The organism is Micromonospora sp. MA102, assembly GCF_025460765.1.
GTDB lineage: Bacteria > Actinomycetota > Actinomycetes > Mycobacteriales > Micromonosporaceae > Micromonospora > Micromonospora halotolerans.
Genome location: NZ_JAMWEG010000007.1, coordinates 19,976 through 42,215, shown reverse-complemented (window position 1 = coordinate 42,215; position 22,240 = coordinate 19,976). Strand labels below are relative to the sequence as shown.

Sequence of the window (22,240 nt, the reverse complement as noted above, 5' to 3'; positions counted from 1 at the left end):
GACGTGAGCTCCGGGACCGAGCACGAGGAACGCTTCCGACGCGTCTACGCGGCCGACTTCGGGCCGCTGCTGGCGTACGCCCTGCGCCGCGTCGCGCAGCCCGAGGACGCGGCCGACGTCGTCGCCGAGACCTTCCTGGTCGCCTGGCGCCGAAGACGGGACCTGCCGGCCGACGGCGAGGCCCGGCTCTGGCTCTACGGCGTCGCCCGCCGCGTGCTCGCCAACCACCACCGCGGCGGCCTACGCCGGCAGCGGCTGGGGGAGCGGCTACGCCAGCGGATCACCGCGGTGCTCGTCGGCGACCCGGGCAGCGAGGTGCCGGAACGGCTCGCCGTCCGCGCCGCGCTGGACCGGCTGGGGGAGCTGGACCGGGAGGTGCTGCTGCTCACCGTCTGGGAGGGACTCGAACCGCGCGAGGCGGCCGAGGTCCTCGGGGTGAGCCCGGCCGCCGTGCGTACCCGCCTCTCGCGGGCGCGGGCCAGGCTCCGTGAACTCGTCGGTGACGACCTCGGCCCACCCGGACATGTACTCGACGTCCTGACCGCACCCGCCCCGAAGGAGGGCAGATGACCGAGGAGCACGTCGACCGGCTGGTCCGCGACGCCGACCCCTACCGGCCCGGTTTCATCGGAGGCCTCGACGGGGCGAAGCAGGCCCTCCTGGAGGAAATCATGTCCGAGCCGACGCCCGACCGCGTCGCCGAAGCACCGCAGCCCCGCTCCCGGCCGCGTCGCGGCCTGGTCCGCCGCCTCGCCGGCCCGCTGACCGCCGCCGCCGCGCTCGTCGGCGTGCTCGCCGTGGTCACCGTCCACGGCCAGCCTCCGGACGACCGCCAGGCGGCTCCCACGGACACGGTCGGCCCCACCACCGCCGGACCGACCACCTCGGTCGCCTTCTCGCCGGTGGCGTTGCAGGCCGCCGAGCGGAACCCGCGGTTGCTCATCGACGAGCCCGGGTGGAAGGTGACAACCGTCTACGGGTTCGCCGAGAAGCAGGGCACCATCGCGTTCCGCAAGGGCGGACGGCAGCTCGACATGAACTGGTACCCGGCCGACCAGTACGCCGGCTACCACGCGGACCGGCGCCAGGTCAGCGCACCGGAGGCGGTGAAGGTCGACGGGTGGTCCGGTGACCTGTTCCGCTACCGCTCGGACGACTTCGCCGTCATGCTCCGCCCCCGCGACGGCGTCTTCGTCGAACTCCGCGCCAGCGGCGCGAACCGGACGGAGTTCGACCGGACCCTCACCCACGTCGTCCGCGTCGACGTGCGGACCTGGCTGGCCGCGCTCCCGCCGGAGATCGTCACGCCGGCGCGGGTGGACGAGCGGGCCACCGTCGTGCTCGCCGACATTCCCCTGCCGCCGGACTTCGACAAGGCCGCGCTGGCCGGCCTCGGGACCAACGACGCCTACCAGTTCGGCGCCCAGGTGACGTCCCGGATCGGCTGCGCCTGGATCGCCGAATGGCAGCGGGCGAAACGAGCCGGCGACGACGCCGCCCTCCGGCGGGCCGCCGACGCGCTGCGCAGCAGCCACAACTGGCAGGTTCTGCACCAGATGAACGACGAGGGCGACTGGCCGGAGGTGTTCTGGGAGACCGCGGACAAGGTCGCCGCCGGGGACGTGCCGCGCGGCTACGATCAGGCGTTGGGCTGCGACTGACACTCCCTGTCCCGGCCGTGGGGGGGGGGCCGCCCCCCCCCCCCCGCCCGTAGGGTGGATGTCGTGATCACCTGCGTCGTGCACTACACCGTCGACCCCGCGCAGATCGAGGCGTTCGAACGCTTCGCCCGCGAGTGGATGCGGCTGGTGGCCAAGCACGGTGGCGTGCACCACGGCTACTTCCTGCCCGCCGAGGGAGCCAGCGACCGGGCCGAGGCCTTGTTCAGCTTCGAGAGCCTGGCGGCGTACGAGCGCTACCGCGCACGGTTCGGCGACGACCCGGAGTTCGTGGCGGCCGACCGGATCCGCGACGAGTCGGGCTGCGTCCTGCGCTACGAACGCACCTTCATGCGCCCACTCCTGCCGGCCGACTCTCGTTGACCCGGCCTCGGGACGTTTCCTACGGTTCACGATGACGCCCGCGCCGCCCGCAGTGAGGAGACCCCCGCATGGCTGACTTCGTCGGCGCCGTGGACCAGGGCACCACCAGCACCCGTTTCATGATCTTCGACCACGGCGGCAACGAGGTCGGCCGCCACCAGCTCGAACACCAGCAGATCCTGCCGCGCGCGGGCTGGGTCGAGCACAATCCCCTGGAGATCTGGGAACGGACCCAGACGGTGGTCCAGACCGCGATGAACGAGCACGGCCTGGCCGGCTCCGACCTCGCCGCGCTCGGCATCACCAACCAGCGCGAGACCACGATGGTGTGGAACCGCCGGACCGGCCGGCCCTACTACAACGCGATCGTCTGGCAGGACACCCGCACCGACCGGATCGCCTCGGCGCTGGAACGCGAGGGCCGGGGCGACGTCATCCGGCGCCGGGCGGGGCTGCCGCCGGCGACGTACTTCTCCGGCGGGAAGATCCAGTGGATCCTGGAGAACGTCGACGGGGTCCGGGAGGCGGCCGAGCGCGGCGAGGCCGTCTTCGGCAACACCGACACCTGGCTGCTGTGGAACCTGACCGGCGGCACCGAGGGCGGCGTGCACGTCACCGACCCCACCAACGCCAGCCGCACGATGCTCATGAACCTGGAGACGCTCGACTGGGACGACGAGCTGCTGTCGTTCTTCGGCATCCCGCGGGCCATGCTGCCTGAGATCCGGCCGTCCTCCGACCCGCGCGCGTACGGCAGCACGGTTCCGCACGGGCCGTTCAGCAGCCCCGTCCGGATCACCGGCGACCTGGGCGACCAGCAGGCCGCCACGGTCGGGCAGGTCTGCTTCGCGCCGGGCGAGGCGAAGAACACGTACGGCACGGGCAACTTCATGCTGCTCAACACCGGCACCGACATCGTGCGGTCCACGGCGGGGCTGCTCACCACGGTCTGCTACCAGTTCGGCGACGAGGCGCCGGTCTACGCGCTGGAGGGCTCGATCGCGGTCACCGGCTCGGCCGTGCAGTGGCTGCGCGACCAGCTCAAGATCATTAGCAGCGCCGCCCAGAGCGAGATCCTGGCCCGCCAGGTCGAGGACAACGGCGGCGTGTACTTCGTGCCGGCGTTCTCCGGGCTGTTCGCCCCGTACTGGCGCTCCGACGCCCGCGGCGCGATCGTCGGCCTGTCCCGGTTCAACACCGACGCGCACATCGCCCGGGCCACCCTGGAGTCGATCTGCTACCAGAGCCGCGACGTGGCCGAGGCCATGGAGCAGGACTGCGGGGTGCCCCTGGAGTGCCTGAAGGTCGACGGTGGCGTCACCGTCAACGACCTCTGCATGCAGCTCCAGGCGGACATCCTCGGTGTGCCGGTCAGCCGCCCGGTGGTCGCCGAGACCACCGCCCTGGGCGCCGCCTACGCGGCCGGGCTCGCCGTCGGGTTCTGGAAGAGCACCGACGAACTGCGCGAGAACTGGAACGAGAGCCGGCGCTGGCAGCCGACCTGGTCGCCGGAGCAGCGCGAGACCGGCTACGCCCGGTGGAAGAAGGCGGTCGGCCGCACCCTCGACTGGGTCGACGTCGACTGAGGGTGCCGGTCCGGTCAGCGCAGCGTGATGGTGACGGTGGCGGTCAGGCCGTCGACGCGGCGGCGAAGACTCAGCGAGTCGGCCAGGTGGTCCGCCAGCCAGAGGCCCCGGCCGCCCGCCGCGTCCCCGGGGACCTGCCGGATCGGCGGCGCGCCGATGCCCGGGCCGTGATCGACGACGTCGCAGAGCAGGAGGTCGCCCTGCCGCCGCAGGTGCAGGTGGCCCGTGCCGCCGCCGTGGCGTACGGCGTTGGTGGCCAGCTCGTGGACCGCCAGGACGAAGTCCTCGGCGGGCTCCCCGGTCAGCCCCGCCGCCGCGACGGCCGCGGCGACGGCATGCCGCAGCTCGGTGATGCTGGCCGCGGTGAAGGCCCGGGAGAGCAGCGACGACGTCTCACGTCGCGCGTGCCCGGCCCCCGTGGAATTGATGTCGGCCGGCGGTCCGGAACCGCCCATGGGAAAAGAGGCTACCTGCATTCCGATTATCCGCCAGCGTCGCCCCGGCCTACCCCGGTGGGCCGGCGGGCGCCGGCGGAATCCGCAGCACGAGCAGGGCGATGTCGTCGTCGCTGCTGGCGGCGAAGCGGGCCAGCAACTCGTCGCAGAGCTGCTCGGCGGTCGACCCCTGCCGGCCGGTGAGGCTCCGCACCAGCTCCGCCAACCCGTCGTCGATGATCGCGTCGCGCCGGTCGACCAGGCCGTCGGTGTACAGGACGACGGCACTACCGGGCGCGAGGGTGACCCGGTGGTCGCCGCGCGCGACACCGGCCTGGACGCCGAGCAGCATCTCCGGCGGCGTGCGCAGCAGGGTCGCGGTCCCGTCGGGGGTGACCAGGACCGGCGGCGGGTGCCCGGCGTTGGACCACGACAGGGTGTGTACGCCGGTGCGGGCCTGCTCCTCGTCCTGCTCCAGCCGGGCCAGGACCGCGGTCGCCAACGCGTTCACGCCCAGGCCCCGCGTCGTCGCCTCCAGGCCCTCCAGCACCCCGCCCGGCGGCTTCCCCGCCGTGTACGCGACCCCGCGGAGCACGTTGCGGATCTGCGCCATGGCCGCGGCGGCCTGCTGGTCGTGGCCCGCCACGTCCCCGATCACCAGGGTGAGGGCGCCGTCGGGCAGCAGGAACGCGTCGTACCAGTCGCCGCCGATCCGCGCGCGTTCCGCCGCCGGCTGGTAGCGGACCGCCACCTCGGTCCCGGGCGGCTGGGCGGGTGGGGTCAGCAGGCTGCGCTGCAGCCGCTCGGACAGGTCCCGTTCCAGGATCGCGACCCGCCGCTCGGCCTGGCGCGCCTGGGCCCGCTGCAGCGCCTGCGCCACCGTCGCGCCCAGCAGCCGCACGAACCCCACGTAGCCGTCGTCGAGGGGCAGGTGCTGGCTCAGCCGTGCCACCAGGACCGTCTCCGCGGACGGTGCCAGGCCCGGCAGGCGCATCCGCATCACGGGGACGTCGGCCGTCGTCTCCAGCGCGAAGTCCCCGTCGCGGAGGATCGTCGACGGCAGCGCGGGCAGCGGTGGCCGCCCGGCGTCGCCGGCGGCGTCCGGGACGAGCATGTCGACGTCCGGCAGGTCCTGCGGATCGGTGCGCAGCACCCGCAGCGCCCGGTCGAGGATCTCCGCCGGGTCCTCGAGGCCGCTGAGGGCGTCGCTGAGCCCGACCAGCATGATCAGCCGCCGCTGGGACAGCACCTGCGTGGTGGTCTCCGTCGCGATGTCGATCACGCCCTCGGCCCGGCCGTCCGGGTCGCGGACCGCGGAGTAGGAGAACGTGAAGAAGCACTCCTCGGGAAAGCCGTGCCGGTCCATGAGCAGCCGCATGTCCCGCGTCCAGGTCGCGCGCCCGGTCGACCATACCGAGCGGAGCATCGGCCCGATGACGTCCCAGATCTCGGCGAACACCCGCGCCGCGGGGGCGCCGAGCGCGGCCGGATGCTTCTGCCCGATCAACTCGACGTAGGCCTGGTTGTAGACCATGACGAACTCCGGGCCCCAGAACAACGTCACCGGGAACCGGGAGTGCAGGGTGAGGTCGACGGCCGCACGCAACGTCGGACTCCAGTCGCGTACCGGGCCCAGTGACGTGGACGCCCAGTCCACCTCGCGATACGCCGAGCGCAGCGTCCCTGCCGGCTCGAACAGCTCATCCACCGCCCGACCATAGCCCCACCCCCACACCCCGGTGGGGCGCTGGGCTCAGGGGGTGCCCGAGCCTACGGCGTCGTCCGGGCGGAGCCGCCGCTCGGGCGCCGGGCCGGACCCGGCCGGCTCGTCGCCGGTCGGGAGCGGTCGGCGGCGCGGGCGGGCGAGCCCGGCGGCGACCGTGCCGAGGGCGATCGTCAACGCGGCGCACAGCAGCAGGGTGTGCCGGGCGCCGAGCGCGGCCGTCAGGGGGCCGCCGAGCATGGTGCCGAGTGGCACCGCCAGCACGACCACCGCGCCGTGAGCGGCCAGGGCCTGCGGGAGCCTCGCGCCGGTGACGCTGCGCTGGAACAGCGCCATCGACGTGGACGTGTAGGGGGCCCAGAGGAGGCCGGCCAGGGCGAAGGCCGGCAGCGAGAGGCCGACGGGCACGCCCAGGCCGAGCGGCAGCATGGCGGCGCCGAACCCGACCACGATGCCGATGACGGTGGGCCACAGCGGCCAGCGGCGCAGGTGGCCGGTGGCGAGGCCGCCGAGGAGGCTACCGGCGCCGAACGCCGTGTAGTACAGCCCGAGGGTCGTCGCGGAGCCGCCCAGTTCCTCGGTGACCAGGACGGGCATGGCCACGTAGAACGGGCCGAAGAGCAGGAAGAACCCGAAGGTCACGGCCAGCAGGCCGCGCAGGGCCCGGTGGTCGCGGATGACGCCGAAGCCGGCCGTGCGCGACGGGGTCGCCTCCGTCGGCGCCGCGCGCCTGCCGACGGGAACGGCGAGGCGGTAGGTGAGGGCCAGCACGGCGAAGCTGAGCGCGTCGAGCGCGAGGACCCACACCGGCCCGGCCGCGCCGATGAGGATGCCCGCCAGCGGCGGGCCGGCGATGGTGGCGGCCTGGCCCATGATGGCGAGCACCGCGTTGGCCGGCAGGTGATCCCGTTCGGGCAGGAGCTCGGCGATCAGCGTGAAGCGTCCGGCGGAACCCCACGAGTGCAGCAGCGAGGAGGCGGCGAGCAGGGCCACGTACACGCCGATGGTGAGCGCCCCGGCGAGGTGGGCGGCGGGGATGGCGGCGAGGGCGCCGGCGCGCAGGACGGCGTCCCAGCCGGCGAGCTGCGCCCCGCTCCGGCCGGCCAGGAGCCGGCCGAAGACGAGGGTGCCGGCGGCGCTGGGCAGGGTGTACGCCGCCACCGCGACGGCCGTCCACGTGCCCCGCTGGCCCTGGGGCGCGAGCTGCAACGCCAGCCAGGTAACCGCGACCAGGGCCATGCCGTCACCCAGGGCGGACACCGCCAGCCCGGGCAGGACCCGGCGCAGCAGCGGATGACTCACCACCGGCCAGTAGGGCGAGGATCGCGGAAAGCGGGGCGGCGCGGTGTCCGGGGGCATGTGGCCACCCGACACGACCGGGGCCGCGCTCCACAACGAAATCGCCCCAGGGCAGAAATCGAACCGGCCGACCCCCGGTGGAAGTGTCGGGGTCAGGGTCCGACGTCGGCCTCACGACATGGCGAACCCGGCTCGAAAAAAGGGCAGGAAAGAGCTTTGTGAAAAGTCGGTGACAGGCGTGCGACGGCACCCGGTGAAGGTGAGCCGGGGTGCCTTCTTGAAGCGCTTTTCCGACAGTGTCCGGAATTGCCGAACAGCGGCAACGGGAACACATCTGCCCTGCTCAGGCCCATGTTCTGGCGGGAACCGGCAATGGTCGCACGCCGACACCGTCCGGGTAAATGGCTGAGTCCGTATGGCAGCAGGAGCCTGGTGAATGAAATTCATCGCCGCAGAATTCGAGAGCGACCGGGGGAATTGTCGCCCCGGCGGCTCTCATCTTCAGGAGGTAACACCGCATGAGTCCAATGACATCGGGCGGACGCGGGGGAACGGTCATGCGCCGTGCCCTTTTCGCGTTGGCCGCCGCGATCGTCGCCACCGGCGCCCTCGGGACGCCGGCCATGGCCGACGGCAAACCCGTCACACCGTCGACCCAGCCGGCCGAGGCCGTGCCGGGTGGGTTCGCCAGTTGGCGTGCGCTGTTCGCCGAGCAGGACCGGCTCAACGCGGCGGCCGGTGAGATCACGGCCGCCCGCGGCGAGGGCTTCGCCGGCGTGGTCGCCGCGCCCGAGGCCCGCAGGCTCACCGTCTACTGGAAGGGTCGGGTTCCCGGGTCGGTCCGTGACCTGGCCCGGCGGCTCTCCGTGCCGGTCAAGTTCAAGCCGGCCCGGTTCCACCAGCGCGAGATGGTCGCCGAGGCGCAGCGGCTCGCCGCCGACCCGCGGGCCGTCTCGGTGGCCGCCAAGGTCGACGGCAGCGGGCTCGCGGTGACCGTCTCCGGCAGGGCGCTGGCGTCGGGCAAGCGGGACGTCCTGCGTACCGCGAAGCTGCCGCTCAGCGTGAGCACCACGCCGAGCGCCACGCCGCTCAACCGCCAGAACGACTTCGCCCCCTACTGGGGTGGGGCGCGCTACTACGCCGGCGGCGGCTGCAGCACCGGCTTCGGGGTGTACTGGAACGACGCCCGGCAGATCCTCAGCGCCGGGCACTGCGGCATCAACGGTCAGGTCGCGTACGACGGTGGTGGCCCCACCAACACCATGGGCCCGATCATCAACGACTGGAACCCGCGGGACACTTTGATGATCAGGGTCGCGGCCGGGGGCCGGATCTACACCGGGCCGTACAACGCGGCCACCAGCGTCGGGGTCGGCGGCGCCGCCTCCGACTACGTCGGCAACTACGTCTGCACCGGCGGGTCGTCCAGCGGTGAGCACTGCAGCCTGCGGGTCGACGTGGTCAGCCAGTTCGTCAACATCGGGTACGTGATCGGGCCGGTCACGCAGGCCAACCACATCGTCGCCGGGGGCTGCGCCGCGGCGCCGGGCGACAGCGGCGGGCCGGTGTACTCGTACCGGTCGGACGGCCGGGTCGACGCGCGCGGCACCGTCTCCGCCGGCGTGCTCGGCACGGCGACCTGCCCCGGCGTGAGCCCCAACGGCTCCCGGACCGTCTGGTACGCCCCGCTGCTGCGGCCGGTGGGTGACGCCCAGATCGGGTCGCTCACCTACTACGGCGCCTCGCTCATCCAGGGCTGAGGTTCCGACGCCGGCGACGGCCGGCGTACCGCGGAACCGAACAGCGTGGGCCGGTCCATCCCGGACCGGCCCACGCCGGCGCCTTTGGCTGGCCGTCAAGAAGCGGTTCCGGCCGGTTCACCCGGCGGGCGGCGCTGGCAGACTGGGGCGATGCCCTCCGCCGAGACGCCCCCGTCGCCCGTACCCCGCCGCCACACCCGGGCGCTCGTCGCGGTGGTCGTCGCGCTCGCCGTGGTGGGCGGGGTCGGCGCCTGGTCGCTGCGCGACCGGGTCGCCGGCGACGGTGGCGCGGCGGATCCGGGTGGCGTGGCCACCACCGCCGGCCCGGCGGGGGGTGGCCGGGACTGCGCGGGCCGGCCGGCCCGGGCGACCCGCGAGCTGCGCGGCATGTGGATCACGACGGTGAACAACATCGACTGGCCGAGCCGGCGGGGGCTGCCGGCCGACGCCGCCCGGGCCGAGTTCCGCGGCTGGCTGGACCTGGCGGTGCGGCGCAACCACAACGCGGTCTTCGTGCACGTGCGGCCGAGCGGGGACGCGCTCTGGCCGTCGGACTACGCGCCCTGGTCGGAGTGGCTGACCGGGCGCCGCGACGGCCGCGACCCGGGCTGGGACCCGATTGAGTTCATGGTCGCCGAAGCGCACGCCCGCAACCTGGAGTTCCACGCCTGGTTCAACCCCTACCGCGGCGGCCAACCGGCCACCGTGGGGGGACCGGGCCCTCACCTGGACCAGCTCGCGCCGACCCACCCGCTGCGGCGGCACCGCGACTGGGTGGTGACCTATCCCAGCGCCGACAAGCCCGGCAGCCGCCTCTACTTCAACCCCGGCATTCCCGAGGCGCGCCGGTTCGTCGAGGACGCGATGCTGGAGGCGGTCCAGCGGTACGACGTCGACGGGGTGCACTTCGACGACTTCTTCTACCCCTATCCCGAGGCCGGGCAGGACTTCCCGGACGACGCGGCGTTCGCCCGCTACGGCGGGCGGTTCGGCGACCGGCACGCCTGGCGCCGGGACAACGTGAACACCCTGGTCCGGGAGATGAGCGAGCGGATCAAGGCGATCAAGCCGTGGGTGAAGTTCGGCATCAGCCCGTTCGGCATCTGGCGCAACAAGCGCACCGACCCGGCCGGCTCGCCCACCGCCGGCCTGCAGAGCTACGACGACATCTACGCCGACACCCGGCTCTGGGTACGGCGGCAGTGGCTGGACTACGTCGTGCCGCAGCTCTACTGGAACATCGGATTCGGCAAGGCCGACTACGCCAAGCTGCTGCCCTGGTGGGCGGCCACGGTGCGCGGCACCCGGGTGCAGCTCTACATCGGCCAGGCCGACTACCGGGTCGGCGAGCGCGGCGCCTGGCGGGATCCGGCCGAGCTGGACCGGCAGCTCGCGTTGAACCGGCGGCACGGGGTGAGCGGGAGCGTGCACTTCAGCGCCCGCCAGGTGCGCGCGGACCGGCTCGGGGCGGTCAGCCGGTACAGCCGGGCGCACTACGCCGCCCCCGCGCTGCTGCCGACGATGGCCCAGCTGCCGGCGGCGCCGCCGCCCGCGCCCGCCCTCACCGGCGCGCGGCGTCAGGACACCGGCGGTGTGGCGCTGACCTGGCGCGGCGACGACGCCGTGGGCTTCGCCGTCTACCGGGTGGACGGCGGCACGGCCCGGCTCGTCGGCACCACCCGTGGTCGGGACTGGGTGGACCCGGCCGCCCCGGCCGGCGGAACCCTCACCTACTGCGTCTCCGGGCTGGACCGCAGCGGCAACGAGGGCGGGCTCAGCGCGCCGGCGTCCGTCGCGTGACGGTGGCCGGAGGCGTCCCGCCCGGCACGCCGGCCGCGTCGGGGTCCGCCGCCGTGTCCGGCCCCGGGTCGTCGGGCGGCCGCGGCGGGTCGGGCGGCTGGGGCGGTGAGATCCAGGTGACCAGCACCACCGAGATGATCATGAGGAGGAACCACGAGGCGAGCTTCGCCGGCGAGACCAGGTGCCAACCGCCCAGCTGGCTGGGGTAGAGCCAGGCGTTCGACCAGGTGGCGATGTTCTCGGCGAGCCAGATGAAGAAGGCGACGAGGAGGAAGGCCAGCAGCAGCGGCATGCGCCACCGGAACCGGAAGATCCGGAACTGCATGACGCAGCGGCCGAACACGAGCGCGACGGCGGCGATGAGCAGCCACCGCACGTCGACGACGTAGTGGTTGGTGAAGAAGTTGGCGTAGATCGCCGCGGCCAGCACCGCCGTCACCCAGCGCCTCGGGTAGCGGGTGAAACGCAGGTCGAACAGCCGGTTCACCCGGACGAGGTAGGAGCCGACCGCGGCGTACATGAAGCCGCTGAACAGGGGCACCGCGCCGACCCTCAGTAGGCCGTCGGACGCGTAGGACCAGGAGCCGACCTCGGTTTTGAACAGCTCCATGGCCGTGCCGACGAGGTGGAACAGCACCACCACCCGCAGCTCGCGCAGGGTCTCCAGGCGGCCGGCCACCATCGCGACCTGGATGGCGACCGCCGCGAGCGTCAGGAAGTCGTTGCGGGCGAACGCCGCATCCCCCGGATACCAGAGATGCGCCGCGAAGATCACCGCCAGCAGCGCCCCACCGAACACGCAGGCCCAGGCCTGTTTGAGCCCGAAGACCGCGAACTCGGTGAGCCAGCCCGCCGGCCCGTGCCGGGGCAGCCGGGCGAGGATCGCCCGCGAGCGGGTGTCGATGGCGCGTTCGGCCGTGGTCAGGGCGGCTGGTCCGGACGGGTTGAGCATCGCCCTCGACGCTATCGCGGTGCCGTCCGGGTCGTCCCGCGCAGCCCGAGCAGGGCGACCGCGGCGAGCACGACGACGGCGACGGCGTACTCCTCGGCGGTCCGGCGCAGGCCGCCGCCGTGGACCACCAGGAAGCCGGCGATCACCGTGGGCAGGCCGAAACCGACGTAGGACACGATGTAGAGCAGGGAGAGCACGCTGGCGCGCTCGTGCGCCTCGACCAGCGGCGTGACGGTCTTGAGGCTGCCCTGGAAGCCGCCCCCGAAGCCGACGCCCCCGAACGCGAGGCCGACGAAGAAGCCGGCGATCGAGTCGGCGGAGACCGACACCAGCGTGATGATCATGCCGATCACGAGCGCGGTGATGCCGGTGAGCATGACGGTCCGCGCGGGCCGGTCGCGCAGCACGAGGATGGCGGCCGACCCGAAGACGGCGAAGACGAAGATGCTCAGGCCCCCGGCCACGATCGAGGAGTTCATGAGCGCGCGCACGAGCGCCGGGCCGAGCGCGGCGAAGAACCCCGCGAGGGCCCAGACGGCGAAGGCGACCGGCGCGACGACCAGCAGCGGCCCGCGTACCGCGCGGGGCAGCCGGATCTCCGGCCGCAGGCTCCGCAGCGCCCCCGACATGGGCGTGACCGTCTCCGGCATCAGCACGACCCCGACGCCCTGGATGATCAGGACCACGAGCAGGACGACGTACACCAGGCGGGTCGGCGCGGGCAGGTACTGGACGAGCAGCGCGGAGAGCAGGGCACCGACCCCGGTCCCGATGCCCGGGGCGATCGAGTTGGCGAGCGTGCCGCGGGCACGGTCGATGTCGAGCATGGCGGCGGCCGCCGCGCCGGTGGCGGTGCCGGCCGCCAGGCCCTGCACGACGCGGGCGGCCACCAGCGCCGGTACGCCGCCGGCGAGGGCGAAGATGACCAGCGAGATGATCTGGACCGCGATCGCGGCGAGCAGGACGGGGCGCCGCCCGACATGGTCGGAGAGCTTGCCGACGGTGAGCAGCGAGGCCAGCACCGCGACCGCGTAGACGGCGAACACCACGGTGGTGGTGATCGGCGAGAAGTGCCAGCGCGCCTGGTAGATCCCGTACAGCGGGCTCGGGGCCGTCGACGCGGCGACGAACGACACGATGATCGAGGCGAGCAGGACCAGGGTGACGTTCGGCGTGAGGCGCTTCTGCTGCTGGGCGATGCTCATCGGGCGTGCTCCTCGGGTGAGCGGCGCGCGGGCGGGCTCAGGTGGACACGTCGACGGCCGCGGCGCCGACGACGGCCCGCTCACCCTCCTGCTGCACGTAACCGACCACCGACGCCTGCGCGGGGTCGAGATCCGGTGGCACCGCCAGGTCCACCCGGCCCTCCTCGGCGCCGAGGCCGACCGAGGTGAAGGCCCGTACGACGTTGTCCTGCCGCAGCCGGCGGCCGGCGTTCTCGCCCCGGGGGACGTCGTTCTCCAGGCCCCGCTCGACGACCGCCACGTGCAGCATGCCCCGCGCCGGCGGCCGCTCGGCCCGGTAGTCCACCACCACGTGCCCGCCGCCCGCGTCCCCGACCGACAGGGCGAGCGGCGTGATGGCCGCCGCCGACAGCGCGGACGTGATGGCCTCGGCGGCCCGCCGCCGGTCGGAGCCGACGAACTCGGCCGTGCCGTTGACGACCATCTGCGGGGTGTAGAGGTGTCCGGTGCCGAAGGCCCGGGCGTACGCCTCCTGCCGGGCGGTGTACGCCGCGGCGGCGTACGGGTCCGGCCAGCCCAGATGGTCCCAGTAGTCGACGTGGAATCCCAGGGCGAAGACCGGCTCGCCCCGCTTGCGGGCGTCCTGCTCGATCTCGGTGAGCACCTCCTCGGCGGGTGGGCAGCTCTCGCAGCCCTGCGAGGTGAACATCTCCACGACGGCGAAGCCGCCGTCGCCGGCCCGCGGCGGCGACCCGGTGGGCGAGAGGTCCGTCATGGCGTGGCTCCTGGCGTCCGTCGGTGCTGCTGGCGGCACTCCGATTCCCGTTGCGGCCCGGACCATGCGCCGACGTCCGCCCCGCGTCAGGTCGGCACCCCGTCCAGCGCCGCCAGGAAGTCGGCCACGACGTCGGCCGTGTCCTCGATGCCGGTGGAGACGCGGACCAGCCCCTCGCCGATGCCGGTGGCCGCGAGCTGTGCGGCGTCCACGATCCCCGCCCACATCGACCGGGGGTGCACCACGAGCGTGCTGACGCTGCCCAGGCTGGCCGCGCGCTTCGCCAGCCCCAGCCCGCCCAGCAGGGCGGCCGCCCCCGCCCGGCCCGCCGCCAGGTCGACGCCGAGCACCCCGCCGAAGCCGGTCATCTGCCGGCGCGCGAGATCGTGCTGGGGGTGCGACGGCAGCCCCGGATAGCGGACCCGGGCGACCGCCGGATGCCCCTCCAGGGCCCGGGCCAGGGCGAGGGCGTTGTCGTTGTGCCGCTGCACCCGCAGCGGCAGCGTACGGATGCCGCGCAGCAGCAGCCAGGCGTCCACCGGGCCGAGCGTGCTGCCCGTGACGATCGCCGTCCGCCACACCCGCTCGACCAGCCCGGCCGGGCCGACGACCACCCCGGCGGACACGTCCGAGTGACCGCCGAGGAACTTGGTGCCGCTGTGCCAGACCAGGTCCGCCCCGGCGCCCAGCGGGCGCTGGTTGACCGGCGTGGCGAAGGTGTTGTCGACCACCACCAGCGCGCCGGCGGCGTGGGCCGAGGCGACCACGGCCGCCAGGTCGGTCAGCTCCAGCAGCGGATTGCTCGGCGTCTCGACGAGCACCAGGCGGGTTTCCGGGCGCAGCGCCCGGTCGAAGGCCCCGCTGTCGGTCTGGTCGACCTGGGTGCAGGACACGCCGAAGCGCGCCAGCAGGCCGGTGGCGAGCGAGGTGGTGCCCCCGTACGCGCTGCGCTGCACCACCACGTGGTCGCCGGCCGAGAGCAGGGCCAGGGCGACCGTGCTGATCGCGCCCATGCCGGAGGCGGTGACCAGCCCCGTCTCCGCCCCCTCCAGCTCGGCCACCACGGCGGCCACCTGCGCGTGGTTGGGGTTGCCGTAGCGGGTGTAGAAGGCGCTGCCCCGGGCCTCGGTGGCGATCTCGGTGAACCGCTCGTCGGATTCGGCGCTGAACGTCGCGCTCTGCACGATCGGCGGCGCCACCGCCCCACCGGGGACCAGACCGTCGTCGCCGTGCACGGCGGCCGTGCTGAAACCGGTCACGAGCGCGCCACCCGGTCCACCAGCGCGCCGTAGCTGCCGAGCGCCGTGAACTCGGGCAGCGTGAGGTCGCTGCCGTGGCGCTGCCGCAGCACGGTGACCAGCCGCAGGGCGCGCAGCGAGTCCCCACCGGCGGCCAGGAAGTCCGTGGCCGGGTCGCGCGGCGCGGTCCCGAGCACCTCCTGCCAGGCCCCCGCCACCCGGGCGGCCCACTCGCCGCGCCCGTCGCCGGCCGCCGGCCCGGCGGCGGCGACGGGCGGCAGCGGCGCGGCCGGGTCGGCGGCGAGCAGCCGGCGGAAGCCGTCGGCGAGCGCGTCCACCCGCTCCGCGGGCACGTGCCGGTGGTCGTACTGGACGGTGAGGGCCAGTCGGCGGGTCCCGGCGTCCAGTTCGGCGTCGACGGCGAGGCTGAACGCCACGTCGACGGTGATGCCCCGGCTGTCCACGACGCGGCTCCCGCCGCCGGCCGGACCGGGCGGGAAGTGGGTCCAGTTGAAGAAGTGGTCGAAGCGGGGGCCGCCCCCGCCGGCGCGGACGATCTCGGCCAGCGGGAAGCGGTGGTACCCCATCAGCTCCCGCTCGGCGCGCCACACCTCGGCGGCCAGTTCGGCCGGCGACCGGGTGCCCAGCGTCACGCTCACCGGCAGGGTGTTGAGGAACAGCCCGAGGGTGGCGTCGCTGCCCTCGCCCTCCGGCCGGCCACCGACCACCAGGCCGCTGACCACGTCGTCCCGGCCGGCCAGCTCGCCGATCAGTCGCAGGTGAGCGGCGAGCAGCCAGGACTTGACCGGCACCCCGGCGGCCCGGGCCGCCTCGGCGACGACCTCGGTGCTGCCCGCCCTCAGCGGCACCCGCTGGGTGGTGGTGGTCCGGGGCTGCGCCCCGCCGAGCAGCAGCGGCCGCGCCGCGCCGGCGCCGTCCAGCCAGAACCGGCGGGTGACCGGGTCGGCCAGGGCGCGCCGCTCGGCCGCCACGTACTCCCGGAACGGCAGGCCGGGGTCGGCCGGGCGCGCCCGGCCGGCCCGTTCGGCGTCGTACGCGGCCAGCAGGTCGGTGAGGAACCGGTGCAGGCTCCAGCCGTCGAGGATGCCGTGGTACTCGGCGACGACCAGGGTGAACGCGTCGGCGTCCTCCCGCACGGCGTGCAGCCGCAGCAGCGGTGGGCGGGCCCAGTCGAAGGGGCGTACCCGCTCCTCGGCCATCAGGTCGTCGATCCGCTCCCGGCGGGCCTGCGGGTCGGCGGCGGCCAGGTCGGTCACCGGCACCTCGACCGGCACGTCCGCGTGCACGAGCTGCAACGGCTCCGAGTACGCGCCCAGCGCGAACCCGGTCCGCAGCACCGGGTGGGCGGCCACCAGCCCGGCCAGCGCGCGGCGCAGCGCCGCCGCGTCCAGCGGCGCGGCGACCCGGTGCGCCGTGACGTTGTGGTACATGGCCGGGTCGCCGGTCAGCTCGCCGTGGTAGACCATGCCCTGCTGGAGGGCGGTCATCGGGTACGCGTCCGCGAGCCCGTCCGGCAGCCGCTCCCGGTCGGCGGCGGCCACCAGGGCGAAGCGCCCGGTCTCCGCCCCGCCGGGCGCGGTCTCGACGCCGCCGAGGGTGAGCTGCCCGTGCGCGACCAGCTCCCGGATCGTCTGGTGGGTGAAGATGTCGTTGAGCTGGAAGGACAGCCCGCGCTTCTGCGCCGCCACCTGCATCTGGATGCTGCGGATCGAGTCACCGCCGAGGGCGAAGAAGCTGTCGGTCACCCCGAAGTCCGCCACCCCGAGCACCTCGCGCCACGCCTCGACCAGGATCTCCTCGGCCCGGTTGGCGGGCGGGACGCCCCCGCCGGCGCCGGGCCGGCCGAGGCGGGGCGCGGGCAACGCCGCCCGGTCGAGCTTGCCGTTGCGGGTCAGCGGCAGCTCGTCGAGGAGCACCACGGCGGCCGGGAGCAGGTGGGCGGGGAGCCGGTCGGCCAGCCAGCCGGGCAGCCGCTCGGACAGCGGTCCGGCCGCCGGCGCGGCCGGCGTGACCACGGCCGGGCGCGGGTCGGCGGCGTACTCGGGGCGCACCGCGTGCAGGGTGTGCCGGTCGGTGCCGGCCAGCAGGTCGTCCTGCCGGGTGACCACGGTGAAGCCGCGCGCCTCGAAGATCGCGACCAGCTCGGCCAGCCGGCCACCGGTGTCGGTGCCGGGAGCGTCGTGCACCTCCATGGCGACCTGTGCGATCAGCGGCCAGTGCCGGTCCTCGATGCCGGCCAGCACGTCCGCCTCGGCCCGCTGCACGTCGATCTTCAGCAGGTCGATCCGCTCCGGGGCGAGTTCGTCCAGGACGGCCGAGAGCGGCCGGACCGGCACGGTGAGCCGCCGGCCGGCGAAGCGCTCGGCGAGCAGCTCGTCGACCCGGCCGAGCAGGACGTCCCGCTCGCCCGCGCCCGCGTCCCGCTCGTTGGTCAGGTACCGCTTGATCACCGCCACCTCGGCGTCCGGGTCGGCGTAGGCGGCGTGGCCGGACATCATCGAGTAGCCCGGGTAGTAGGTGAAGGAGACCTCCCCGGCCGCCTGGGACAGCCCGAACCCGTGCACCGTGGCCGGCACCCCGAACTCGGCGACGTTGCGCCGCAGCACGTCGACCACCGACGGCACCGGCTCGAACGCGTGGATCGTCGCGTCCGGACAGACGGTGTGGACGAACAGCGAGAACATGCCGATGTTCGCGCCCACGTCGAGCACAATCGCTCCGGGCCGCAGCACGATGCCGTCGCGCAGGTAGACCTGCTGGACGAAGATCTCGTCGTACAGGTAGCGGGTCTCGTGCGGGTTGACCCCGGCGATCCGGTCGACGTCCACGGTCGGGGCCGGGCCGGTGCCGGGCCGGACATAGGCGACGAGGCGGTCGCCGTACCCGTCGTCGTCGCGGGCCACCACGGCGGCGTCGGCGACCTCGGGGTGCCCGCGCAGGACGGCCGCCACCTCGCCCGGCTCCACCCGGAACCCGTGGATCTTCACCTGGTCGTCCAGGCGGCCCAGGTAGCGCAGCCGCCGGTCGGCGTCGAAGCGGACCCGGTCGCCGGTCCGGTACACCCGCGCGGTGCGCCCGGACGGCAGGGCCACCTCCACGAACCGCCGGGCCGTGGTCTCCGGATCGCCGAGGTACCCGTCGGCGAGCTGCGGGCCGCTGACGCAGAGCTCCCCGGCCACGCCCGGCGGCACCGGCCGCAGCCGCTCGTCCAGCACCCAGACCGCGACGCCGGGCAGCGGCCGGCCGATGCTCGGGGCGTCCCCGGCGCGGATCTCCGCGACGCTGGTGTCCACCGTGCACTCGGTCGGGCCGTACAGGTTGACCGCGCGGACGCCGGGCAGCGCCGCCACCGTCTCCCACAGGTCCGGCGGGACCGCCTCGCCGCCGAGCAGCAGCAGGCCGGGCAGCGGGGTGTCGCCGGCGCCGGCGAGCAGGATGCGCAGCTGGGCGGGGGTCAGGTCGAGCACGTCGACGTGCTGGTCGGCCAGTGCGGCGGCCAGCGCAGCACCGTCCCGGCGGACCTCCTCGGGCACCAGGTAGAGGCCGCGCCCGTGGCCGAGCTGCACGAGCTGCTTGACCGAGGCGTCGAAGGTGAGCGGGGCGTTCACGGCCACCCGCAGGCCGGGGCTGCTGCCCGCGTACACCGTCTGTTCCAGCGCGCCGGCGAGGTGCGCCGCGGCGCCGTGCGACACCCGCACCGGGCGGGGCGTTCCCGTGGAGCCGGACGTGAAGATCACGTACGCCGGGTCGGCCGGGACCGGCGCCGCGGCGGGCGGCGGGCCGCCGGCCGCGACCAGGTCCGCGACGCTCACGGTCCCCGGGCCGCCGGCGCCGACCACGACCTCCGCGCCGACCGCCCGGAGCTGGGCGGCGAGGCGCGCCGGCGGGGCGTCCGGGTCCAGCGGCACGAACACCGCCCCGGCCCGCAGCACGCCGAGGAAGGCCACCACGGTGTCCCGGGAGCGGGCGGCCAGCACCCCGACCGGTGCGCCGGCCAGACCGCGCGCCGCGAGGGCGCCGGCCACCCGGGCGGCCCGGTCGCGCAGCTCACCGGCGGTGTACGCGCCGTCGGCGGCGACCAGCGCCGGGGCGTCCCCGGCCATCCCGGCCAGGCCCGCGTCCAGCAGTTCCACGAGGGTACGGCCGGTCGCCCCGGACGCGGTCCCGGCAGCGTCGGCCAGCCAGCCGGCCTCCGCGTCGCCGAACAGGGACAGCGGCGCGTCCCCGGCGAGCGCGGCGGGCAGGGTGCGCAGGACCGCCAGCAGCGCGTCGAGCAGCCACTGCCCGCCGACCACCCGCAGGGTGACGAGGTCGCCGTCGGTCAGCGCGGTGAGCTGCGGGCCGGTGGCCGGCGCCGGGTCGACGACCGTCACCGTGGTCCCGCCGAGACCGGCCACCGTGGACGGGTCCACGGCCGGGCGCAGCGCGAAGCCGGCGACCGCACCGGACTGCTCGTCCACCGGATCGACCAGGTGGAACGTCTCGTCGGCGGTGGCCTCGGCGGCGCCGACCAGCGTCAGCAGGTCGGCGGCGGAGGCCGGTAGCGGCAGGGGCAGCCGGAGCGGCCCGTAACCCCCCAGCGGACCCACCACCCCGGCGGTGCCGTCGGCCTGCCGGCCGTCGCTCCACCGGGCCAGCACCAGGTCCGCCTCGTCGGCGCCGTCCGGCGCCTCGGCCCGGCGGGACACGGCGACGGCCCAGGCGGCCAGCAGCACGGTGCCGGGCCCGACGCCCGCGTCCCGCGCGGCGTCGGCCAGCGCGGCGGCGGGCACCGTGGCGGTGACGACCGCGCTCGGGTCGTCGCCGTGCGGGGTGACCAGCCGCGCCGCCGGTGCGGCCGGCTCGGCGGCCGGGGCCTGCTCCCGCTCCTCCAGTTGCCACTCGGCCACGTCGAGGAACTGCAACGCCTCCGGTTCCTCCGGCCGCGCCTCGCCGGCGTACGCCCTGGCCAGGTCGGCGAGGAGCAGCCGCAGGCTGGCCGGATCGGCGATCAGCGGGGTGGCGGCCACCTCCAGCGCGTCGTCGGTCAGCGCGACCGACAGGTCGCCCTGCGCCCCGACCGTCACGGTGCGGGCGTCGTCCACGTCCTGCAGCGGCACCCGCAACCCGGGGTGGTGCACCAGCGCGAGCCGCAGCGCCTCGTGCCGGGCCACCACCGTGTCGACGGCGGCCTGCAACCGGGCCCGGTCCAGCGGCCGGTCGAGCCCGACCCGCGCCCGGACCAGGTCCTGCTTGCCGGCCCAGGCCAGGCGCTGCATCGGCGACAGACGGTATCCGTTCACACCACACTCCGGTTCACGTAGAGGTCGGACATGGCGACCAGGATCTGCCGGTCGCCGCTGAAGGGTTCCCGGCCGTGGGTGGCCAGGAAGTTGTCCACCACCAGCACGTCGCCGCGCTGCCAGGGCACGGAGACGGCGTGCTGCCGGTACAGCTCGCGGATGCCGGTGACCACCTCGTCGGGGATCGGCTCACCGTCGCCGTAGTAGGCGTTGCGCGGCAGCCCGTCCGGGCCGTACTCGCGCAGCAGCGCGCCGGACACCTCGGCCGGCATGTTGGAGACGTGGAACAGGTGGGCGTGGTTGAACCAGACCGTCTCCCCGGTCCGCGGGTGCGTGGCCACCGCCTGCCGGCGGGCGCGGGTCCGCAGCCCGTCCCCGCCCAGCCAGGTGAACTCGGTCGCCGAGGCGGCGCAGTACGCCTCCACCTCCGCCCGGTCGCTGGTCTGGAACGCCTCCTGCCAGGGCAGGTCCAGGTGCGGGCCGTAGTTGCGCACGTAGCTGACACCGGCGCGGAGGAACCGCTTCCGCACGTCGGCCGGGATCAGCGGCGTGATGACCCGCTCGCTGGCCAGCGGGGTGGCCCCGCCGCTGCCGGTGGCCGGCTGCGCGCACCAGAAGTAGAGGTGCGTCGGCCAGTTGTGCGAGTACGACATCTCGTGGTGCAGCGGGATCCACTGCTCGGCGTTGAACTCGGTGGAGGTGAACACCCGGTCGGCGACCTCGTGCCGGGGTGCGGCCCGCTCCAGGTAGCCGAGCAGGTCCGGGCTGACCGCCCGGGCGGCCAGGCTGAAGTCGTCGGGGGTGCGCACCTCGAAGCCGCGGAAGAACACCGCGCCGTGGCGGTCCAGGTCGGCCAGCAGTTCGTCGCGGCGGCCGGCGAGCCAGCCGGCCAGGTCGAGGTCGGGCACGGCGGCCTCGACGAGCAGCACGAACTCCTCGTCCACGAGCACCCGCCGGGCCACCGGTGCGGTGACCGTGCCGGTGGCGCGCCGCCGGGGCGCCGGCCCGCTCGCTGCGCCGTCCTTCGTTCGCGACTGCGGGGCTCGCAGGCCCGGCTCACTCCTCGCGCTCACGCCCGGCCTCCCGTCGCGGTCGCCACGGCGCCCGCCCGCAGCGTCTCGGTCAGCTCGGGCGCGGCGACCGGGTCGGACATCGCGGTGAGGATGCGCCGGGGCGGGGTGAACGGCTCCCGGGCGTGTGCGGCCAGCATGTTCTCCACCAGCAGCACGTCACCGCGCTGCCAGGCGAAGGAGCGGGTCTCCGCGGCGTACGCGGCGCGCAGCTCCGCCAGCACGTCGTCGGGGATGGGAGTGCCGTCCCCGTACGCGGTCTGGTAGGGCAGGTCCTCCTCGCCGAGGGCGGCCCGCAGGCCGGCGCTGACGTCGTCGGGCAGCGAGGTGACGTGGAAGAACAGGGCGTGGTTGAACCAGGTCCGCTCCCCGGTGACCGGGTGGCGGCGCACCGCCGGGCGGACCTGCCGGGTCCGCAGCTGCCGGTCGCCCACCCACTCCACGTCGATGAGCGCCCGGGCGCAGTACGCCTCGACCTCCTCGCGCCGTTCGGTCTGGAACGCGGTCTGCCAGGAGAGGCTGATGCCGGGCAGGTAGTTGCGCCGGTAGAGCACCCCGCGCCGCTCGAACCCGGCGACCGTCTCCGGCTGGAGGCGGGCCAGCACCCGGCGGCTGTCCGCGAGGGGGGTGCGCCCGCCGGCGGCCGGCTCGACCTCGCAGTGGAAGACGATCCGCAGTGGCCAGTTCACCGTGTACGACTGCTCGTTGTGCAGCACGATCGGCTGGTCGGCCGGGTGCTCGGTGGAGGTGTACACCCCCTCGGTGACCTGGCTGCGCGGTGAGGAACGTTCGCCGTAGGAGAGCACGTCGCCGGACAGGGCCCCCATGACGGCGCGGAAGTCGTCGGCGCCGGCCACGGCGAAGCCGCGGAACAGCACCGCCCCGGCGCGCCGGGCCAGCTCGTCGACCTCGTCGCGGTGGCCGGCCAGCCAGCCGGTCAGGTCGACGTCGGGCACGTTGGCGCGCACCAGCGCCGGCAGCGGCCCGCCGGGCCAGTCGGGGCGCACGTCCACCAGGTTCCGCTCGCGGCCGCGGCGGGGGATGGTCCGCGCGACCCGGTTCTGCTCAGTCATC

16 protein-coding genes are annotated in these 22,240 nt (G+C 74.7%); 6 read left to right on the top strand and 10 right to left on the bottom strand.

From position 1 onward, the window contains the following. Window positions 1-3: 3 nt before the first annotated feature. The 4 genes from NFX44_RS15795 to glpK all read left to right on the top strand — a co-directional run bounded on the left by NFX44_RS15795 (window position 4) and on the right by glpK (window position 3,628). Complete coding sequence (locus NFX44_RS15795) at window positions 4-570, top strand: RNA polymerase sigma factor (protein WP_262284315.1); 567 nt, start codon at window positions 4-6, stop codon at window positions 568-570. Further along, window positions 567-1,661: a hypothetical protein gene (locus NFX44_RS15790; protein ID WP_262284314.1), complete on the top strand. Its 1,095-nt coding sequence runs from the start codon at window positions 567-569 to the stop codon at window positions 1,659-1,661. Before NFX44_RS15795 ends, NFX44_RS15790 begins: the two co-directional genes overlap by 4 nt. Window positions 1,662-1,724: 63 nt before the next feature. Next, the gene (locus tag NFX44_RS15785) at window positions 1,725-2,042 is read left to right on the top strand and encodes an NIPSNAP family protein (protein WP_262284313.1); all 318 of its coding nucleotides are present in this window, start codon (window positions 1,725-1,727) and stop codon (window positions 2,040-2,042) included. Window positions 2,043-2,110: 68 nt separating this feature from the next. After that, window positions 2,111-3,628, top strand: a complete 1,518-nt coding sequence (gene glpK, locus NFX44_RS15780; protein ID WP_262284312.1) for a glycerol kinase GlpK — start codon at window positions 2,111-2,113, stop codon at window positions 3,626-3,628. A gap of 14 nt (window positions 3,629-3,642) precedes the next feature. On the opposite strand, the gene NFX44_RS15775 is transcribed toward glpK, so the two are convergent. The 3 genes from NFX44_RS15775 to NFX44_RS15765 are packed head-to-tail and all read right to left on the bottom strand — an operon-like array spanning window position 3,643 to window position 7,144. Further along, complete coding sequence (locus NFX44_RS15775; RefSeq protein ID WP_262284311.1) at window positions 3,643-4,083, bottom strand: ATP-binding protein; 441 nt, start codon at window positions 4,081-4,083, stop codon at window positions 3,643-3,645. A 49-nt stretch (window positions 4,084-4,132) separates the two neighbouring features. Next, on the bottom strand, window positions 4,133-5,770 hold the full coding sequence (locus tag NFX44_RS15770) for a SpoIIE family protein phosphatase (RefSeq protein ID WP_262284310.1): 1,638 nt from the start codon (window positions 5,768-5,770) through the stop codon (window positions 4,133-4,135). Window positions 5,771-5,815: 45 nt separating this feature from the next. Further along, a complete protein-coding gene (locus tag NFX44_RS15765; RefSeq protein WP_262284309.1) occupies window positions 5,816-7,144 on the bottom strand; it encodes an MFS transporter in 1,329 nt (442 codons plus the stop codon). A gap of 497 nt (window positions 7,145-7,641) precedes the next feature. Here NFX44_RS15765 and NFX44_RS15760 point away from each other — a divergent pair, with 497 nt between their 5' ends. Further along, window positions 7,642-8,844: a S1 family peptidase gene (locus NFX44_RS15760; protein ID WP_262284308.1), complete on the top strand. Its 1,203-nt coding sequence runs from the start codon at window positions 7,642-7,644 to the stop codon at window positions 8,842-8,844. A 150-nt stretch (window positions 8,845-8,994) separates the two neighbouring features. After that, window positions 8,995-10,644: a glycoside hydrolase family 10 protein gene (locus NFX44_RS15755; protein ID WP_262284307.1), complete on the top strand. Its 1,650-nt coding sequence runs from the start codon at window positions 8,995-8,997 to the stop codon at window positions 10,642-10,644. Here NFX44_RS15755 and NFX44_RS15750 read toward each other — a convergent pair. The 7 genes from NFX44_RS15750 to NFX44_RS15720 all read right to left on the bottom strand — a co-directional run bounded on the left by NFX44_RS15750 (window position 10,619) and on the right by NFX44_RS15720 (window position 22,239). Then, entirely contained in the window at window positions 10,619-11,596 is a 978-nt protein-coding gene (locus NFX44_RS15750) for a DUF817 domain-containing protein (RefSeq protein WP_315974597.1), read from the bottom strand. The two genes, NFX44_RS15755 and NFX44_RS15750, sit on opposite strands and share 26 nt — an antisense overlap. A gap of 11 nt (window positions 11,597-11,607) precedes the next feature. Further along, window positions 11,608-12,801 carry an MFS transporter gene (locus NFX44_RS15745; RefSeq protein ID WP_262284306.1) on the bottom strand — a complete coding sequence of 398 codons (1,194 nt, stop codon included), beginning with the start codon at window positions 12,799-12,801 and terminating at the stop codon, window positions 11,608-11,610. A gap of 37 nt (window positions 12,802-12,838) precedes the next feature. Continuing rightward, window positions 12,839-13,555: a thioredoxin family protein gene (locus NFX44_RS15740; protein ID WP_262284305.1), complete on the bottom strand. Its 717-nt coding sequence runs from the start codon at window positions 13,553-13,555 to the stop codon at window positions 12,839-12,841. A gap of 86 nt (window positions 13,556-13,641) precedes the next feature. Next, a complete protein-coding gene (locus NFX44_RS15735) occupies window positions 13,642-14,814 on the bottom strand; it encodes a PLP-dependent aspartate aminotransferase family protein (protein ID WP_262284304.1) in 1,173 nt (390 codons plus the stop codon). Further along, the gene (locus tag NFX44_RS15730) at window positions 14,811-20,072 is read right to left on the bottom strand and encodes a non-ribosomal peptide synthetase (protein WP_262284303.1); all 5,262 of its coding nucleotides are present in this window, start codon (window positions 20,070-20,072) and stop codon (window positions 14,811-14,813) included. The genes NFX44_RS15735 and NFX44_RS15730 overlap by 4 nt, the downstream gene beginning before the upstream one ends. A 20-nt stretch (window positions 20,073-20,092) precedes the next feature. After that, window positions 20,093-21,169: a TauD/TfdA family dioxygenase gene (locus NFX44_RS15725; protein ID WP_262284302.1), complete on the bottom strand. Its 1,077-nt coding sequence runs from the start codon at window positions 21,167-21,169 to the stop codon at window positions 20,093-20,095. Continuing rightward, window positions 21,166-22,239, bottom strand: coding sequence for a TauD/TfdA family dioxygenase (locus tag NFX44_RS15720; RefSeq protein ID WP_262284301.1), 1,074 nt, complete (start codon window positions 22,237-22,239; stop codon window positions 21,166-21,168). Before NFX44_RS15720 ends, NFX44_RS15725 begins: the two co-directional genes overlap by 4 nt. Window position 22,240 lies beyond the last annotated feature (1 nt).

Bases quoted from the DNA above. Each gene is read 5' to 3' on its own strand.
- NFX44_RS15790 (WP_262284314.1), top strand. From the start codon at position 567: ATGACCGAGGAGCACGTCGACCGGCTGGTCCGCGACGCCGACCCCTAC.
- glpK (WP_262284312.1), top strand. From the start codon at position 2,111: ATGGCTGACTTCGTCGGCGCCGTGGACCAGGGCACCACCAGCACCCGT.
- NFX44_RS15775 (WP_262284311.1), bottom strand. From the start codon at position 4,083: ATGGGCGGTTCCGGACCGCCGGCCGACATCAATTCCACGGGGGCCGGG.
- NFX44_RS15765 (WP_262284309.1), bottom strand. From the start codon at position 7,144: ATGCCCCCGGACACCGCGCCGCCCCGCTTTCCGCGATCCTCGCCCTAC.
- NFX44_RS15760 (WP_262284308.1), top strand. From the start codon at position 7,642: ATGCGCCGTGCCCTTTTCGCGTTGGCCGCCGCGATCGTCGCCACCGGC.
- NFX44_RS15755 (WP_262284307.1), top strand. From the start codon at position 8,995: ATGCCCTCCGCCGAGACGCCCCCGTCGCCCGTACCCCGCCGCCACACC.
- NFX44_RS15750 (WP_315974597.1), bottom strand. From the start codon at position 11,596: ATGCTCAACCCGTCCGGACCAGCCGCCCTGACCACGGCCGAACGCGCC.
- NFX44_RS15745 (WP_262284306.1), bottom strand. From the start codon at position 12,801: ATGAGCATCGCCCAGCAGCAGAAGCGCCTCACGCCGAACGTCACCCTG.
- NFX44_RS15740 (WP_262284305.1), bottom strand. From the start codon at position 13,555: ATGACGGACCTCTCGCCCACCGGGTCGCCGCCGCGGGCCGGCGACGGC.
- NFX44_RS15730 (WP_262284303.1), bottom strand. From the start codon at position 20,072: ATGCAGCGCCTGGCCTGGGCCGGCAAGCAGGACCTGGTCCGGGCGCGG.
- NFX44_RS15720 (WP_262284301.1), bottom strand. From the start codon at position 22,239: ATGACTGAGCAGAACCGGGTCGCGCGGACCATCCCCCGCCGCGGCCGC.